Raw genomic sequence first — 17,502 nt, 5'->3', positions numbered from 1 at the left:
CAGGCTTAAAGGGCAAAAATTGGTTGCTATTTTGCTAGAATTTCATCAATCATTCTGATTTTTCTCCATTGTTTAATTCCAGAATGGATTCTCAACTTTGTCTTTAACCTTGAGAAGGTACCTTCCATGGAATTTGTTGTATTTGGAATATGAAGATCAGGATATTTCTGATATGTAAACAGGCAAGAGAAATTTGTTTTTAAACTTCTAATGGCGCTTCGCAATCTTCTATGGGTATAATGCCATTTGCCAGTATCTGCATTGTGTGTTCTTTCGTTTAAAAATAATCTCCATTTATTTTCCCAGGTGATCATCATCCGTTGAAACTCCTCTTGATTTGAATGACATAGCCTTTGAACAATTGATTTCAGTTCTTTACCTGCTTCCAGTTTAGGATTTCTCGTAATGTATCTTGTTATAATAGCAACCTGATGAAATTGGCACATCTGCACGGGAATGCCGTTAAATGCTCTAAATAAGCCTCTTTTGCCATCACATACTATTCCCAGGATATTCCATCCTTTACTTTTTAAGTTATCAATACCACTAATATATTTTTGAACTGTTTCATGATTTACATATTGCCACTGAAGGTTTTTATGAGTTATTGTATTGCGGAAAACCATCACTCCAAACCCTCTTCCAAAGTAGCAAGTATCCATTGCTATTACACAATTTTCGATCAAATAAATAGGAATATTTAACTCAATTTGATCAAGTTTTCTGCGGATTGTCCAAGGTGAAATTCCATACTGATTACTAAGGTTTTTCAATGTCTGGTTATTGTGAACATAATCATTCCATAGTTTATTATCCAGGCAGTCTCTTTTACGTTTCTTATTTTCAAAAATGTGTCCACATTCATTGCATTTATATCTCTGATTCCTATTACGTTTGCCATTTTTTTTGTGCTATTGGACTTACAATTTGGGCATTGCTTTTGCTTCATATTTATGCTCCTACATAATAATATATACTTAAATAGTTTACTAATAATTAGTTATGCCCTATTTTAGCAACCAATTTTTGCCCTTTAAACCTAAATACATAAAAGAGCTGCAGATGTATTGTTATCACTACGCTTTGAAGCTGAGTAGTGATCCTGAACTGGCGCAGGATGTTTCTCAGGAATCTTTACTGGCTCTTTTTAGAAATTCAGGGAATGTAACATATATCAAGGGGTGGCTGAGAAGCACCGTTTATCATCAGGTGCTTTCGACCTGGAGAAATATGAAAAAAGATAAATATCTGATCAGCAAACTTGAGCAGCAGGCGGCATCTCATCAGGATCTGAGCGCTGTTACGGAAAAAGAACTGATGGAAAATCTACCCTCGGAAATGGTTAAGAAATTACTTTCTGAGGAGGAATTTCACCGTTCTGAAGTTATTAACAGCTATGATAATCTAAAGGACTATGCCGCAGCGGAAGGGATCAGCTATTATACTGCCCGAAAACACCGGCATATTATATATCGCAATCTAAAATCTGCTTATCTAAATTCTCAAGGCTGGAAAGCAAATCCGGAAATGCTGTCTTTTAAGCAATATGATAACCTTAGAAGATTCATAAAGACTCTGGTGGAAGCCAGTAATAATAACCAGATGGACAAGCTTTCGGGATATTGTTCTGAGATAGAAATCAAAGACATTGAAAAAGACTTTTCTCTGATTCACCAAATTTCAGATTGGGGTGTTAAAATAATTGATAAAGATATGTATTATTTAGTAATATCTGATAAAAACCAGAAGATGATATCAATCCTGATGCAGGTAAAAATTCCCACTATAGGTTCTATCAAAATTTTAACCTGCAAACTGAATAAATGCACGGCAGTTCTTCAAAACCCAATGGGTAAGAAACTACCATTGCGCAATAAAGGACAACTGGGTATGACAATTGAGGAGTTGAAGAAGTATCTGGCGAAGGAGTGAATTCAAAATTTTGAATTTTGAGTTTTTTCTTAGGTTAAACAGTCTCAGGGGAAATGAGAATTTGGTGATTAGAATTAGCTTGACTCCTGAATTTGTCATTTTCTTTGTGCTTATATGAAAAAATTAATCGGATTAGTAATAATATTTGTGGTTGTACTGCTGCTTGTATCCTGTTCAGGGAAACGCACTGTGTATGTGTTATCTGAGCTGGAAACCCCTGACCTGAATCTGGATAATCTTATCGACCCCACGGCTACGTATGCCATTCTGGTGCAGGATACTAACGGTGAAACTATTATGAGTTACCATGCAGATAAATTGCTTATCCCTGCTTCCACCTTAAAATTAGTGACTGCTGCTGCTGCCTGGAAATTTCTGGGCCCTGAGTATAGAATTCCCACTTATATCGGTTATGACGGCTTCACAAATAATAATATCCTCTTTGGGAATCTTGTGGTTTCAGGAACTGGTGATCCCACTTTAGACAGACGGCACTGGTATGATCCCGAAGTTATTTTCTCTAACTGGGCAGACTCGTTAAAAGCACATGGCATCAACGAAATCAGGGGTGACATCATTGGTAATGATGATCTTTTTGAAGAAATCCGCCTGGGAACCGGCTGGGCCTGGGATGATCTCAGCTTCACTTATGCAGCAGAATTTGGACCCCTAATGGCTGATAACACTACCGTAGAGTTCTTTATTAATCCTCCGGAAAATGATGATGATAATATTTCTATCATGGATAACCTGCCATTTGATTACTTTACCTATAAAAATAACGTGACTTTTGCTGATTCGCTGCCGGAACATATTCATGCCCGGAGAATAAATGGCGAAAACACACTTTCTGTATATGGAAATTACAGTGAAGATAAAAAAAGTTACACAAAAATGATCACAGCAGAAAATTCTACCTTGTTTTATGCTTCATTACTTAAGGCTACATTAGAAAAGGCTGGCATTTTGATCAGTGGAAACGCGGTTGATATTGATAATACCAATGAAAAACCCGAAGAGATTATTCCTTTGTTTACGCATTACTCACCACGCTTATCTACGATTATTCGTCAATTCCTGCAGGATAGTAATAATCAGGCGGGAGAAGCTTTGTTGCGTCATATTGGCTGGCACGAAACAGGATATGGCTCATTTAATAACGGATATATGGTTCTGGAGGTATTCTTTTCAAATGTGAATATTTCCTGGAATGAATATCGGGTTGCTGATGCCAGTGGGCTTTCCAGATATAATCTTTTTACTCCTGCTGCTATGAACAAGATACTGCTCTATATGAATGACATTCCAGAATTCCGTAATTGCCTGACTTCACCGGGGATTAATGGTACTCTGGCAAAGCGGACTGCTCTTTTGGATTTTGACCTATATGCCAAAACAGGTAGTATGAGTGGAATAGATTGCATCTCTGGATATATGAAAACAGCTCGAAACAATGATCTGGTTTTCACTGTTATGATCAATAATTATCAACCAGTAAATGGCAATCCCCATCCAACAGATAATTTTATCAGATTATTTAACCACTTCTAACTGCTATGATTTATTTTTCGCTGCTCCAGGTTTTGCCCAGATTATCAATATGAAATATTTTATTTGACCCTTCCCGGGTAATAGTTGCTTCATACATGGATGAGGTGACTTCTATTTTTGGAGGCATGTCAAAATTTCCACCATTCACGTCAGTGAACCCAAGCTGCTCTAAATCATCAGTATAAAAGCCATACAATTGATAGAAGTTATACATCTTATAATATAATTGCCGCAGTATCCATTTCGCTTTCTCTTCTGAATTATAGCCCGTCACCTTACCATCACTGGATGGCAGGTCCTCAAAGAAATAAACATAGCCCCACATTTCCGGATAATGCATATTGATCACACCCTGAGGACTCCAGACCCAGTTATGCTCAGGTGTATCAGCTTTCTTCACATACTGATCATTCACTATCTCATGTTCCCACTGTACTCGTGAAAAATTTACCCGCCAGAAATCTCCCGGCGCAGGAGGAGTTTTACCGGCACATTCTTCCAGTACATTCCAGGGTATCCCCAGCTCCACATACCACGCTTTATCCCGACTCAAGGGGTCATTGATGGTCCCATCCACATCCACGGCATATTGCAGACCCTGAATATCCCAGCTGTCTATTGCTACCTGTCCCCCATCGCGGTAGGGATGAGTAAGCAGCAGATCCCATACAGTTCCCAGGGCATTGATCTCCAGCTCATAATAATTGTGAGTATCTCCATCAGGATCAATAAAGACTTCAAAATCATTATCATGAAAAATCACTGAATCCCGCTTCTTCAGTGTACCCCAGACATGTGGTTCCACCAGCTTGGCAGCAATATAAAAATAATAATCATTCCATAACATCTTTACCTTGGTTTGATAATATGGCTCAGGTTTGATATCACCTTCAATATCCACAAAATAGTCTGTCCAGGCAGCATCCAGCCACTCATTATCAGTAATTTTACCATCTATCAGGATATAATCATCGATTTTGGGAGCAGCATAGCTTTGAGGTTGAAAGGGGATTTGAGGTTCAGGAAGTGCTCCTCCAGATATATTAAAAACTAAAGCCAGCAGAAATATCAATAATAATGCTCTCCCTGCTGTTAATATTCTTAAATTACACATCTATTACCTTCCTTCTTATAATTTATTCCAGCTTACAAAGCAAACTTTTCAATTTCTATCACAATTTATAGACATACACACCCTGACTGGAACCTATCGCTACATAATTTCCACCCTCCGCCAGTGCGTAACAGGTTATTTTTTCATGATGTTGGATGGTTTTTATCACATCTCCGGTTTTTGCTTCGATAATATTTAATTCTTTGCTCGTGCCAATACCGATGATGAGATCTTCTCCCCGCAGCCATTGTGCCTTATGAGCCCTTTCAAAGGTAATAAGCTTTGATTTGGAGGCAATATCAATTATTCCTGATGTTCCTTCGGAATCAGAAAAGAGCAGTAATTTGCCATCAGGACTGAACTGAACACTTTCCACTTCACCATTTGAGGCAATTTGTATATCAGGATTTGTTTCACCAATTGCAAAGATTCGTACTACGGCATATTCAAATAGTTCGCTGTAACCATGCTCAGTACCATAGGCAAGAAAATCTCCCTGAGGACTTATATCACAAGCTTTAATTCCATATGGATATTCCAGCTCCAACATCTGTTTTTTAGTTTCCAGATCATAAACTCTCATCCTGCTATCCGTTGAAGCACAACAGGCAAATCGTCCGTCTGCGCTCAATGCCAAACCCTCTAGATTCCCAAAGTGACGTTTCTGCCAGACCTCTTTTTGAGTGCCAAGATCAAATATACGCAGATATCCGTCATTTAAAGCCAATACAGCATGATTCTTATAAGGTAATTTGCGAATTGCATTTATATCACTATAAACTCGTAAAGGATTATTTTCCTTGATACTCGCCAAATCAATAAGATGCATTGACTTATCTTTGCAACCTGCCAGTAACTGATTATTATTATTTATAAAGGTCAGAGCTGTAACTGGTGTAGGAAAGTCATATTCTGATAACGCTCCCAGGGTAAGAGTTGTATCAAGACCGGCAGCTTCACTGGAAATAAATATCTGACTAAGGTGCGGATTATTCCAGAGATCAAATACTACGTCTCCAAATATTCTAACATCTTCTCTATCATTATATAATTTCTCTGCCTTATCCGGAGCAATTGCCAGATCATACTTCAGTCCATCTGCTGGCCAATCCTGGTGCTTAATCGAAATCCGCCAGATACAGTTATTAGCATCATATTCATTAACATCAAGCTCCAGCTCCATGGACCTTGTCTGAAAATTCCAGCCCAACAAGTCTGTTATCTGGTTGTATATCACAGATTTCTTCTGGTATTGACCCCACCACAGTTTGCTGCTGTTATCCAGATAACGCTGCATAAAGTGAATATCACTTTCAAAAGGTGTTTGCTCATCAAGTATATCTGATTCTCTGGCTGATAGCCATTCCTGCCTGCTTTCTTCATTGAGTCCCTTGATCTGCTGGCGAAGCAAGGAAATTTGATTGCCTGCTTCTTTGATATCTATGGCAAATAGTGCCTGAGTCATAACTAAGAGCCCCACAATTACTGCGAAACTTTTTCTAATAATTTGTTGTTTTTTCTTCATAAGACGTAAGCTTTGAAAGAATTGATTTTTTGTAAAGTATAATCTAATGGCTTGTAATAGGAAATAATTATTCCCTGATTTAGATTTTTTTATTGACATAGAATCATGCTCTAAATATTTCTGATTTTACTGTTATTTTTAGCAGTAAAAATAGCGTGAAATGGTCTCAAAAAGGTAGATCAAAAAGGTCCTGTAACTCAGCGGTAGAGTATCTGCCTTTTAAGCAGAGGGTCCCGCGTTCAAATCGCGGCAGGATCACCATAAATAAAAGTGTCCCGTTCGTCTAGTGGCCCAGGACTCAGGATTTTCATTCCTGCAACAGGGGTTCGATTCCCCTACGGGATGCCATAAATTGACCCACCATCCGGTGGGTCTTTTTTTTTGCCCTTTTTTATTGGTCATATATGACTATAAAGTTATTTCTTTAGCTCTATTGCTACTTGGTTGGTGAGGGAGATTTTCTGAATCAGGATTTGAGATATTTTCAGGATTAGATGAGTAAAAAAACTGATTGACTGATTGTTTGAACATATCGAAATAGTAATTAATATATATAACAAAGTGGGGGATGATGAGGAAGATTGCTTTATTATTAGTATTTTTGCTTTTTACTGTATTTGTATTTGGTTATCAGTTTCGGATAATAGACGCTCCTAAAGAAGTTACTAATCATGTGGGATTTGTAAATCTGCCGGATGGTGACAGGTATGACATCAATGGTGAACTATGCGGTATGCTGATCGTGCGCACCGGGATAGAGGAAATGAATATAGATAGTCCGTTGCGGCATCGATTGATACCCAAAGAAGGTGAATACTGGGTAGTATTGCAGCGGGGTGCCTGGTATGTGGATTTAAAGAAAGTGGATTATGCTACTTTGATGGTTAATTTGCGAGAATCAGTTGGCAAGATAGAAGCTGGCAAGGTTTATGAGATGACAATTGATGGAGATGGTGGCAATGAGTTTATCACTATCTCAATTATAGCTGAACCGGAAGATAGTGAGAAATGGCTGGATGGCAAATTGCTGGGAAGTGAAGAGAGCTATTCCGTGAAGAAAGGTGAACACAGGCTGGAAGTTAGAAAAACAGGCTATAAAACTAATATCAGCACAATCAATGTAGATGAGGATAATGTGCTTTTTAAGGATATTGAGCTGGAAAAACAGCGTCCCGTAATGCTCACAATCAGTAGCGAGCCTCAGGGTGCTGAGCTGTATCTGGATGGCGTAAAAGAAGGTTTTACCAATATCCAGCCCTTTCGTTTTCCCCAAGAATATGAGCTGCGACTGGTATTAGACAAATATGAGACTATTGAGGAAAAGATAATAGTAGAAGAAAGCGGAAATAATAGCTGGAATTACGATCTGCTGAAGATAACTTCCATTTTAACTATTGATATTACTCCAGCGGATGCAGCCATCTATCTGAACAATCAGAAAATGAATGGTAGCAGCAAAGAAATATCTGCCGGACAGTATTTGATAGAGGTTTCCTGCCCAGGCTGGTATCCTGAAAGCAGAACAGTAACAGTTGAAAAAGGCAAAGATAAAAGAGAAAGTTTTGCCTTGAAACAAAAAGAGGGCAGTCTGCAGTTAACAGTTAGCCCTATGGAAGCAGAAAGCGTCTTAAAAAGAAACGGGAAAGAAATCAAATCCTGGACCGGGTCGCAATATCTGGAAGCTCTGCCAGTAGGTGATTATGAACTTACTACTATACTAAGTGGTTTTGAAACTGAGACCAGTGAAATTAAAATTAAAGAAAAGGAGTTGTCATCTCTAAAGGTGGAACTTGTAGCAGGAAGCAGTAAACCCGCAGTTATGATCAGTAATGGGGATATGGTCTTTGTGGAAGGTGGTACTTTCCAAATGGGGAGTGCAAGTGGTGATGAAAAGCCAGGGCATAGCGTGACTGTGAGTGATTTTTATATTGGTAAATATGAAGTGACTCAGAGTGAATATAAAGCTGTGATGGGCACGAATCCTGCCAAATTTAAACAAACAGGGGAAGATGCTCCTGTGGAGCAGGTTGGCTGGTATGATGCTGTGAAATATTGTAATAAACGGAGTGATCAGGAAGGACTTGATCGTTGTTATACTGGTTCTGGGACTAATAATATTAAGTGTGATTTCAATGCTAATGGCTACCGGTTGCCAACAGAGGCTGAATGGGAGTATGTAGCGAAGGGTGGTAATAAAAGCAACGGATATAAGTATTCTGGCAGTAATGACCTCAAACAAGTAGCTTGGTATTCTGATAATTCAGGAAATAAAACCCATAGTGTTGGTGAAAAACAGGCTAATGAATTAGGTATATTTGACATGAGTGGAAATGTATATGAATGGTGCTGGGACTGGTATGGAGATTACAGTAGTAGTTCGACGAGTAATCCACGAGGGCAAAATTTGGGCTCTCGCCGTGTCTATCGGGGTGGTAGCTGGAGCTCCGATGCCAGTAGCTGCCGGACTGCTTTTCGCGGTAGCAGTCCTGGCTACAGCCTCTTCATCCTTGGCTTCCGCTTAGCCTGCAGTTCAAAATAGGATCAGGATGCGGGAAATTGTCTGAATCAGGATTAACCAGATTTGGGATATTTTCAGGATTAAGAAAGAGAAGAATCTTGTTATTTTTTTTAATCCAGTAAACCATGAATCAGATAAAGAAATATGATGGGGAGAGTGTGATGAAGAGAATATTTTTGTTTATTTTACTAATAGTATTCAGTCTTATTCAAGCAGTAACATTTGATCAGGTGAAGAGTGATGACAGTTATTTATGGGGTGATGGCAGGGCAGCAGACAAGGAAACTGCTGACAGGGTAGCAATGAAGGAGCTTTTGAGCCAGATAACGTTAAATGTTGAGAGCAGTTTCATCAATAGCGTGGTAGAGATCAACGGAGTTGTCAATGAAGCTTGTAAGCTGGAAGTGAAAACTTATTCGAGTGCCAGGCTTTATCATACGGAGCGACTTGTTGATGAAGAGAGTTATGCACCAGAGGTCTTTGTTTTGCGTTATATAAAGCGAAGTGAGGTGGATAACGTATTTCGTGAGCGGGAGTCGCGGGTGAATTCATTGATCATGGCAGGAGAGCAGGCAGAAGCAGATAAGAGAATATCAGAAGCGTTGCGTAATTATTATTGGGCTTATGCCTTATTGCCCACTATCCCTGAGTATAAGAAAATAACTTACTGGTTTGAGGGGGAGGAGAAGAGCAGTTATACCGGTTTGGAGAATAAGCTGAATTACCTGCTGGCTGGGATAGGATTTCATTTAGAAGAAAAGCAGTTTGTAGAAGGTAATAATTTTGTAGATTTGATCGTGAAAGCAGAATTTGAGGGAGAACCGGTGTGTGGATTGCTGGTATCTTATAATGACGGTTATGGCGAGAATGAGCCGGGGATGTGGAGCAACGGTAGAGGGTCTGTGCGGCTTTCCAACACAATTGCTGAAACCAGCCAAAAGGTTACTTTGTATATAGATTACAGTTACCGGGGTCATGCTTATGATGAGGATGTGATCAAAGCAATAGACGGAATGAACTATAAACGGTTGCCGGCAGCAGTGAAGGAACTGGAATTGGGTGAAAGCAAGCCTGTGATGGTGGATGAATTTAAGATAGAACTGAAAGAAACTGCTGGTTTTAATGCTGAGCTGAAAGGATCTCTTACTGAGTCGGTTATGGGAATAGCTGAGAAGGTGAAGGAGAAGAATTTTGGAGGAGCCAGGCAGTATTTCACTTTATCTGGTTATAGAGATTTCAATAAACTGATAGATTATGGCAAAGGAGAGATTTTAGGACAGACTTTCAAGCTTGATCTGGTGCAGGTGAATAAATATTATGTAGTGAGAGGTTTGCCGATGACATTTTGTTATGCGGGTAACAAGGAGACATTTAGTGAAAAGGTAAATTTTCTGTTTAACCAGGCAGGAAAAGTGGAAAAAGTTACCTTTGCTCTCAGTGACAGATCAATTAGTGAAATTTGTGATCATGAAGGAATTACGACAGCAGATCAGGCAGAAGTGGTTAACTTTATGGAATTATATAAAACCGCTTACTGCTTGCAAGAGCTGGAATTTCTGGAAAATGTATTTACTGAAGATGCTCTGATAATCGTGGGAACTGTAGTTGAGAAAGATCCTGAATATAATGTGGAAGGTCTTATAGAACAGCTTGGAGATGACAAAGTAAAATATATCAGGCTGGAAAAGGATCAATATATGAGCAGACTCAAAGAACAGTTTGCTGATAAGGAATTTATCAATCTGCATTTTGCTGATACAAGTTTGAGATGTATGAGCAGTGGTGAAGAGCGACTTTATGGAATCCAGATAGAGCAATATTACTATTCCAACAATTACGCTGATAATGGTTATTTGTTTTTGATGTTCAATCTCAGTGAACCAGAGAAACCACGGATAACTGTACGTTCATGGCAGCCGGAGAAATTTGCTGATGGGACGGTTGTGGGCTTGGAAGATTTCCGATTTTAATCTGCCGCAGGAAAAAGAAGAGTAAACCACTGAACATACTAATACACAAAAGAATGTAATTTAGAAGACTTTTTACCGCAGGGGTCAGGTTCAATTGGCAGAATCGTCATCTTGAGCACATTTACGTAACGTGAAAGTAACATTGCAACAGAAAAGAAACAGAGTATATAAATTGTTGATATAAAGGTAATTAAGATCTGCAAGGAACTATCCATTGTTAATAATGAGTTATTTATGAAACAAATATGATTCATTTAGAAATTTAGGGTATTATAGGGATAACTAATTAAATATAAGGAGCTTGACATATAATTAAAAGATTGGCACGCTTATTGCATTAGTATACATTAGAAAAACTGTGAACAGGTGGTGATGTTATGAAAAAGGAAAAGTTAGTTTTATTGTTATTTGTGATGCTGGGAATTATGCTTAATGCCGGGAGTATATCCGGTAATGTAGCTGTTACTGGAGAAGAACCGGTATCTTGTGATATATTTTTAAGTCATCCCAATCCCAATATGGTAGTACAGATAATCACAGTGAATTCTGGAGAAGGATACAGTTTCATGGATGTATATCCGGGAGCATATTTGGTTCAGATAATGCCTCAGTCACCACATTATTTACCGGAATTTTATCCAGGAGTACCAGATCCCGGGTCAGCAGAAGTATTATACCTTAATAATTTAAATGATGAGCTTACTGGGATAGATTTCCTTTTAGAATTTCATGAAGATGGAGCCACTGGAGAGATTTCAGGTATAGTTATCGATGGTGACAGCTCACCAGTAGCAGGACTTACAGTATATTTATATGGAGTTTTCAATAATTACTGGAATACATATTTAACCCAGACAGATGAAGAAGGAGAATTTTCTTTCCCCGAAGTAAATCCTGGAGAGTACATATTATACCTTCAACATTATCCTGGTTATCAGCATTATTTCTGGGAAGGTGGTCATAGTTTTCAAACAGCAGATATAATTATTATTGAACCGGAAATGGTTCTTGATGATCTTGTTCTTCAACTGGTTCCGCTGCCTGAATACAGTATAAGTGGAACTGTTCAGGAAAGTTCAGGCGGCAATTATTTTCCGGTTGAAGGAGCTCTGGTATCAGGCTACGCTATAAATTGCTGGGGTGAAGGTGAATTTTTCCAGGTTATCACTGATGAATATGGCCACTACGATGCCGTTACCACTGCTGGAATGTATTGGCTTTACAGCACAAAAGACGGCTACTTTGATCAATACTGGGAAGGTGTAGACAGCTTTGATGATGCCACTCCGCTTCATATTAATCAGGATATGGAAGATATTGACTTTATACTAACATCCACGGAAGACCCTCAAGATAACAGTATTTCAGGTTATATCAGTGCTAATGGTGAAGAACCAGGATTTCCCTGTCTGGTGATAGTGATCGCCAGTGATGAAGATGATGACTGGAGTGAAATCACAGAATCAGAATCCAGTGGATATTATTATATAGATGAAATCCCGGCAGGCGAATATTATGTGGTAATGATGACATCAGCTACGCCACCTGTATATTATCCAGAAGGATATGACTGGGAAAATGCCGAATTAGTTTATATAGAAGGTAACGTTACTGGAATAGATTTTGCGATAGAGAATATGACCCAGAACGGTGTTATCGTTGTGGAAGGAAATATAACCAGTAATGGACGTGATCCCGTTGCTGGTGTCTCAATAGTATTTTTTAATGAGCAGGATTTCCCAGTCAGCTATGGTATCAGTAATTCTGAAGGGGATTATAGTGCCGTATCTATCGAGACGGGTAATTATTCTGTACTCGCAAGCAAGACTTTTTATGAAAGCGAAAATATAGAATTATCAATAACGGAGAACAATTCGCTTGATTTTATCATCACTCAAATAGTAACAGCAGAAGATGAAGACACACTGCCAGAAGTGAACAGTAATATTCGCTGCTATCCCAATCCATTTCTGCTTTCAAACAGCCGCTCAAGCTTGAGCATTCAATTGTATCCGCAAATTGCAGGAGCCACCAGAATATCATTATATAACCTGCGTGGACAACTGATAGAAAATATCTTCACCGGCTGGATGGAAGCAGAGCCTCAGATCATTAGCTGGTCTGCAGAAAATGGAGCAAGGGATATTCCCAGTGGAGTATATCTGATCAGTATGGAGCAATCCGGGTCAGTGCAGTCAGCTCAGAAGCTATTACTTATAAAATAAAAAATGACCGGTTGGGGAAACCGGTCACATGAAAGGAGGCCTAATTATGTTAAGGCTAAGTATTAAAAAGACAAAAGGAGTAACCATGTCAAGAAAAATTATCTTAAGCTTATGTTTACTGGCATCATTCTTTGTGTTAAGTGCAGTTACACTTGATGGCATCGTGATCGATGGAGCAGCAGGGGAACCAATTTCTGGTGCGCTCCTTGAACTTCACCATGGAATGATGGAGAATTATGAAACAACTACTGATGAAAGTGGACAATTCATTTTCGAGGATCTTGAAACACAAAATTATTCATTAAATGTTTCTGCTGAAGGCTATCTGCCCTTCATGGAAATGGTGGATATGGAAGATAATGTTACAATGACAATCGAATTATTAACTGAAGGAAATCCTGGAGAACTTACAGGGCATCTTTTTGGTATAGTAAGTTTTGAAGATGGCGAGCCAGCAGCAGGACTGGAAATGGTGATCAGCACCTGGAATCAGAATGCTCAGCCTCACCATGTGGAATATGAGACCGTTCTTGGGGAAGATGGTTCTTATGATTTTCCAGAAATTATTGATTTCGCTGATTATGATGTAATGGTGATGGTTCCAAATATGCCTTTCGTTACTGATATCTATGTGGAAGGTGACACAGAATTTAATTTTACTCTGGAAGAATATGAACCCGGTGAAACTTACTCTCTGGGTGGAACAGTTACTGATGCTGAGACAGGCGAAACCCTTGAAGGGATTTTAGTATTTCTTCATGGAATGCAGGGCATGATGCAGGAAGCAATGACTGATGAAGCAGGATATTATCTGTTTGATGAACTTCTGGAAGGTAATTATAATCTTACAATTTGGGGTAACACCAGTGGGTATGAGCAATTTACTTCTGAAATTGAAATAGTTGAAGATACCGTGTTTGATATTGCTTTGATTCCTGCTGAACAGGGTGAACTCAGTTTATCTGGTGTGATCACTGATGCTGAGACTGGTGAAGTAATACCAGGTATCATAATCAATCTTCATGCCGGACCTGGAATGCATTATACTGCAGTTTCTGCAGAAGATGGCAGTTATCTGATCGAAGGCATTTTTGAAGGTGTTTATTCTCTGAATGCCCATGCTGAAGATATGGAATATATGCATTTCCAGACAGAAATTGAGATTCTGGAAGATACTGTATTTGATATCCAGATGCAGGCTTATGTAGCCGGTGATCTTGTGTTATCAGGAACTATTACTTCCGAAGAAACAGGCGAGCCATTATCAGAGATTATGGTTCATCTCTTTGGCGAAAATATCCCCGGAAATATGTTTATAGGGATAAGTGATGAAACCGGATATTATGAGATTACAGATATCGCACCTGGCATTTACCAGCTTACTATTATGGGTATGCAGGGCATGGTTCTTTTTGAAGAAGAATTGGAAATCCTGGAAAATATGACCTATGACATAGTTTTAGGTGAAAATCAGGGTGGAGAAGGTTCTTTATCAGGTGGTGTGATAAATGCTGAAACTGGCGAATTTATCCCTGGCGTGGAAATATTACTGCAGCATGGCGGGGAAGCTATTGAAACAGTATCTGATGAAGCAGGTAATTACAGCTTTGAGAATATCAGCTCAGGTAATTATCATGTAATCGTCGGTCTGAATGGATTCCTTCAGTTTAATGAAATGATCCAGATCGAGGGAGATGTAACTTTTGATATCAGCCTGGTACCATTTGAACAGGGCGAACTCAGTTTATCTGGTGTGGTTACTGATGCTGAAACAGGCGAAGCTCTGCCAGGTATCATAATCAATCTTCATGCCGGTCCTGGAATGCATTATACTGCAATTTCCACAGAAGATGGCAGCTACCTGATCGAAGGTCTTTTCGAAGGTGTTTATTCTCTGAATGCCATGTCTGAAGATATGGAATATATGCACTTCCAGACAGAAATTGAGATTCTGGAAAACACCGTATTTGATATCCAGATGCAAGCTTATGTAGCTGGTGATCTGGTGTTATCAGGAACTATTACCTCCGAAGAAACAGGCGAACCATTATCAGAGATTATGGTTCATCTTTTTGGCGAAAATATCCCCGGAAATATGCTCATGGGCATAAGTGATGAAACCGGATATTATGTGATTGATGGAATCGCACCTGGCATTTACCAGCTAACTATTATGGGTATGCAGGGAATGGTACTTTTTGTTGAAGAAATCGAGATCCTGGAAAATATGACTTATGATATAGTTTTAGGTGAAAATCAGGGTGGAGAAGGTTCTTTATCAGGAGTAGTTATTAATGCTGAAACTGGCGAATTTATCCCAGGTGTTACGGTTTATTTAACCCACGGCTGGGAAACCTATGAAACTATTTCTGGTGAAGATGGCAGCTATGCTTTTGAAAATATCGAAAGTGGTAATTATCATGTTATAGCTGGCTTGGAAGGTTACCTTCAGTTTAATGAAATGATCCAGATTGATGGTGATGTAGTTCTGGAAATAGTATTAGTACCTTATGAAACTGGTGAATATTCCCTCTCAGGTACCGTTACTAATTCCGTAACCGGTGAAGTTATTCAGGGAGTCCATATTCAGGTATTTGGCGAACAGGGACAGCCGGGTAATGATATGACCGATGAAGCTGGTTATTATGAAGTTAATGGCTTATATGAAGGTGTATATCAATTGATGGCATGGTCAAATGGCTGGAATCAATATGAACCCTTTGAAGCTGAAATTAATGTTTTAGGAAACATTGTCTTTGATTTTGAGTTAGTTCCCTTTGAATTACCTGGATCAGGCAGCGTTAGTGGTACTGTATATGATGTTAATACCGGTGACGTTATCACTGATGCATTCCTGGAATTATCTTCAATAGGTGGTGGCAATCCCGGCGGTGGCTGGTGGAACCATTATAATGCCGTAACTGATGACGAAGGAAATTATAGTTTCGATAATGTAGAAACTGGTGAATATATTCTTTCTGCTGAAGCAGATGGCTATCTGGTCAGCTTTTTTGATGGTGCTGCCAATCCTGAAGAAGCCACAGTTATTGTAATAGATGAAGATTCTCAGTTTGAAGCTGACATGAATCTCACACCTCTTGTATTCTATGCAGTATCTGGAACCGTGATGGATTATGTTAATGAAGTTCCACTTGCAGAAGCTGCCGTTAGAGCAATGATGCCAGGAACCGGCTGCAATCAATGGGCTGTAGTAGAAAGTATCACCGATGAAGATGGAAATTACAGCATGGAAGTTCCTCAGGGAGATTATATCTTTGTAGCTGAGTTTGGTCAACAGGTACCTGGTGGCGATATGATGAGACAATTCTATGATCACAAGCAGTCACCAGCAAATGCCGATGTTGTAACCGTTTCAGAAGATTTAACAGGAATAGATTTTGACCTGGCACTGCAGGAAGTATATGATAACAGCATCTCCGGTACTATCTCAGTTGATGGCAATGTTCCAGAAAATCCTGTACTGGTAGCAGCAGTTGCTGGTGGTGGAAATCATTGGGAAGCTGCCTGTGTAACTGATATGTTTGGAAATTACATCCTGGAAAATCTGCCAGAAGGTGATTACTATATACTGGCTTATGAATATAACAGTGTTCCTACCTACTATCCTGGAGTAATAGATTTTCAGGATGCTGTAGTTGTTAATGCTCTTGGTAATGTTACAGGTATTGATTTTGAATTGATCATGCCCGAAACTAATGGAATTTATCAGGCAAATGGCTATGTGCTTAATAGTAATTACGATCCGGTTGCCAATGCCAATGTAGTGATCCTTGACGAAATGGAAACTGTTCTGGGTTATGCAGTAACTAATAGTGATGGTTATTATCTGGTGAATGGACTTCCTACCGGAAACCTGACTGGTATCGCCACCAAGGTACTTTATGAAAGTGATGAAGAACCCGTGAATATGACTACTACAGGTTCTGCTGATTTCGTGATCAATCCTGAAACTACTACTGATGCACCCGAAGAGGGAATCACTCCTGCTGCTATCACCATGAACAATTATCCCAATCCTTTCAATCCTCTGACTACTATAAGTTTTGATTTAACTGATGCAGGATATACAACCTTAAATATCTATAACATCGCTGGACAGAAGATAGCAACCTTAGTTCAGAATGAATTACCAGCCGGAACTCATAATATCTCCTGGAATGGCACTACTCAAAACGGAACAACTGTTTCCAGCGGTATGTATTTCTACCGTCTGCAGTCAGGTGATTATACTATGACAAACAAAATGGTTTTAATGAAATAGTTTGAGTTTCAAACTAAGATCTAATTGATTAACGGGGCAGGCATTTATGTCTGCCCCGTTTTTTATATTTGTGAAATATTGAGGGTGCATTTGCATGACCTGACTAAAACCTTCTGGATGCCTGTCTGCCTATGGCATGGGTCGCCAGACCTTCCGAATGGTTGACCGATATGAACAAAATATTAACAATACTAAATAGCATAATGTTACCAAATGTTACTAAAATGTTACCTTATAACTATAAGCCATTACGTCAGTTACAGCAAAAAGTAACATTTTTGCCCCTTTTCCGAATATACATACCCCTATATTTAACTTTTATAAAATACTAACCAGGTTTTCTTCTCATCTTCTCATCTTCTCATCTTCTCATCTTCGTACCCTC

10 protein-coding genes and 2 tRNA genes are annotated in these 17,502 nt (G+C 39.1%); 8 read left to right on the top strand and 4 right to left on the bottom strand.

The genetic code is table 11. From position 1 onward, the window contains the following. Window positions 1–26: 26 nt before the first annotated feature. Together RAO94_09365 and RAO94_09360 are read right to left on the bottom strand one after the other, a co-directional pair. Window positions 27–773, bottom strand: coding sequence for a hypothetical protein (locus RAO94_09365; protein MDP8322544.1), 747 nt, complete (start codon window positions 771–773; stop codon window positions 27–29). Then, window positions 770–949 carry a hypothetical protein gene (locus RAO94_09360; protein ID MDP8322543.1) on the bottom strand — a complete coding sequence of 60 codons (180 nt, stop codon included), beginning with the start codon at window positions 947–949 and terminating at the stop codon, window positions 770–772. Before RAO94_09360 ends, RAO94_09365 begins: the two co-directional genes overlap by 4 nt. Before the next feature lie 113 nt (window positions 950–1,062). Between RAO94_09360 and RAO94_09355 the strand changes: the two genes are divergently transcribed. Both RAO94_09355 and dacB read left to right on the top strand, forming a co-directional pair. Further along, window positions 1,063–1,932 carry a hypothetical protein gene (locus RAO94_09355; protein ID MDP8322542.1) on the top strand — a complete coding sequence of 290 codons (870 nt, stop codon included), beginning with the start codon at window positions 1,063–1,065 and terminating at the stop codon, window positions 1,930–1,932. Between the two features lie 114 nt (window positions 1,933–2,046). Next, on the top strand, window positions 2,047–3,483 hold the full coding sequence (gene dacB, locus RAO94_09350) for a D-alanyl-D-alanine carboxypeptidase/D-alanyl-D-alanine-endopeptidase (protein MDP8322541.1): 1,437 nt from the start codon (window positions 2,047–2,049) through the stop codon (window positions 3,481–3,483). A 10-nt stretch (window positions 3,484–3,493) separates the two neighbouring features. Here dacB and RAO94_09345 read toward each other — a convergent pair whose 3' ends face one another. Both RAO94_09345 and RAO94_09340 read right to left on the bottom strand, forming a co-directional pair. Then, window positions 3,494–4,597 (bottom strand): carbohydrate-binding family 9-like protein, encoded by a 1,104-nt coding sequence (locus RAO94_09345; protein ID MDP8322540.1) that lies wholly within the window; start codon window positions 4,595–4,597, stop codon window positions 3,494–3,496. A gap of 58 nt (window positions 4,598–4,655) precedes the next feature. Beyond that, entirely contained in the window at window positions 4,656–6,062 is a 1,407-nt protein-coding gene (locus RAO94_09340) for a hypothetical protein (protein MDP8322539.1), read from the bottom strand. Window positions 6,063–6,308: 246 nt separating this feature from the next. Here RAO94_09340 and RAO94_09335 point away from each other — a divergent pair. From RAO94_09335 to RAO94_09310, 6 genes are all read left to right on the top strand, one after another. Next, window positions 6,309–6,383: transfer RNA gene (locus tag RAO94_09335), tRNA-Lys, on the top strand. Window positions 6,384–6,394: 11 nt separating this feature from the next. After that, window positions 6,395–6,470: transfer RNA gene (locus RAO94_09330), tRNA-Glu, on the top strand. Window positions 6,471–6,690: 220 nt separating this feature from the next. Further along, entirely contained in the window at window positions 6,691–8,661 is a 1,971-nt protein-coding gene (locus tag RAO94_09325) for a formylglycine-generating enzyme family protein (protein MDP8322538.1), read from the top strand. 140 nt (window positions 8,662–8,801) lie between these two features. Continuing rightward, the gene (locus tag RAO94_09320; protein ID MDP8322537.1) at window positions 8,802–10,610 is read left to right on the top strand and encodes a hypothetical protein; all 1,809 of its coding nucleotides are present in this window, start codon (window positions 8,802–8,804) and stop codon (window positions 10,608–10,610) included. 377 nt (window positions 10,611–10,987) lie between these two features. After that, window positions 10,988–12,835, top strand: a complete 1,848-nt coding sequence (locus RAO94_09315; protein ID MDP8322536.1) for a carboxypeptidase-like regulatory domain-containing protein — start codon at window positions 10,988–10,990, stop codon at window positions 12,833–12,835. 85 nt (window positions 12,836–12,920) lie between these two features. Next, window positions 12,921–17,117 (top strand): carboxypeptidase regulatory-like domain-containing protein, encoded by a 4,197-nt coding sequence (locus tag RAO94_09310; GenBank protein ID MDP8322535.1) that lies wholly within the window; start codon window positions 12,921–12,923, stop codon window positions 17,115–17,117. The last annotated feature ends 385 nt before the right edge of the window (window positions 17,118–17,502 follow it).

It is taken from the genome of Candidatus Stygibacter australis (genome assembly GCA_030765845.1).
GTDB classification, from domain to species: domain Bacteria; phylum Cloacimonadota; class Cloacimonadia; order Cloacimonadales; family TCS61; genus Stygibacter; species Stygibacter australis.
This window is presented reverse-complemented; position numbering and strand designations above follow the sequence as displayed.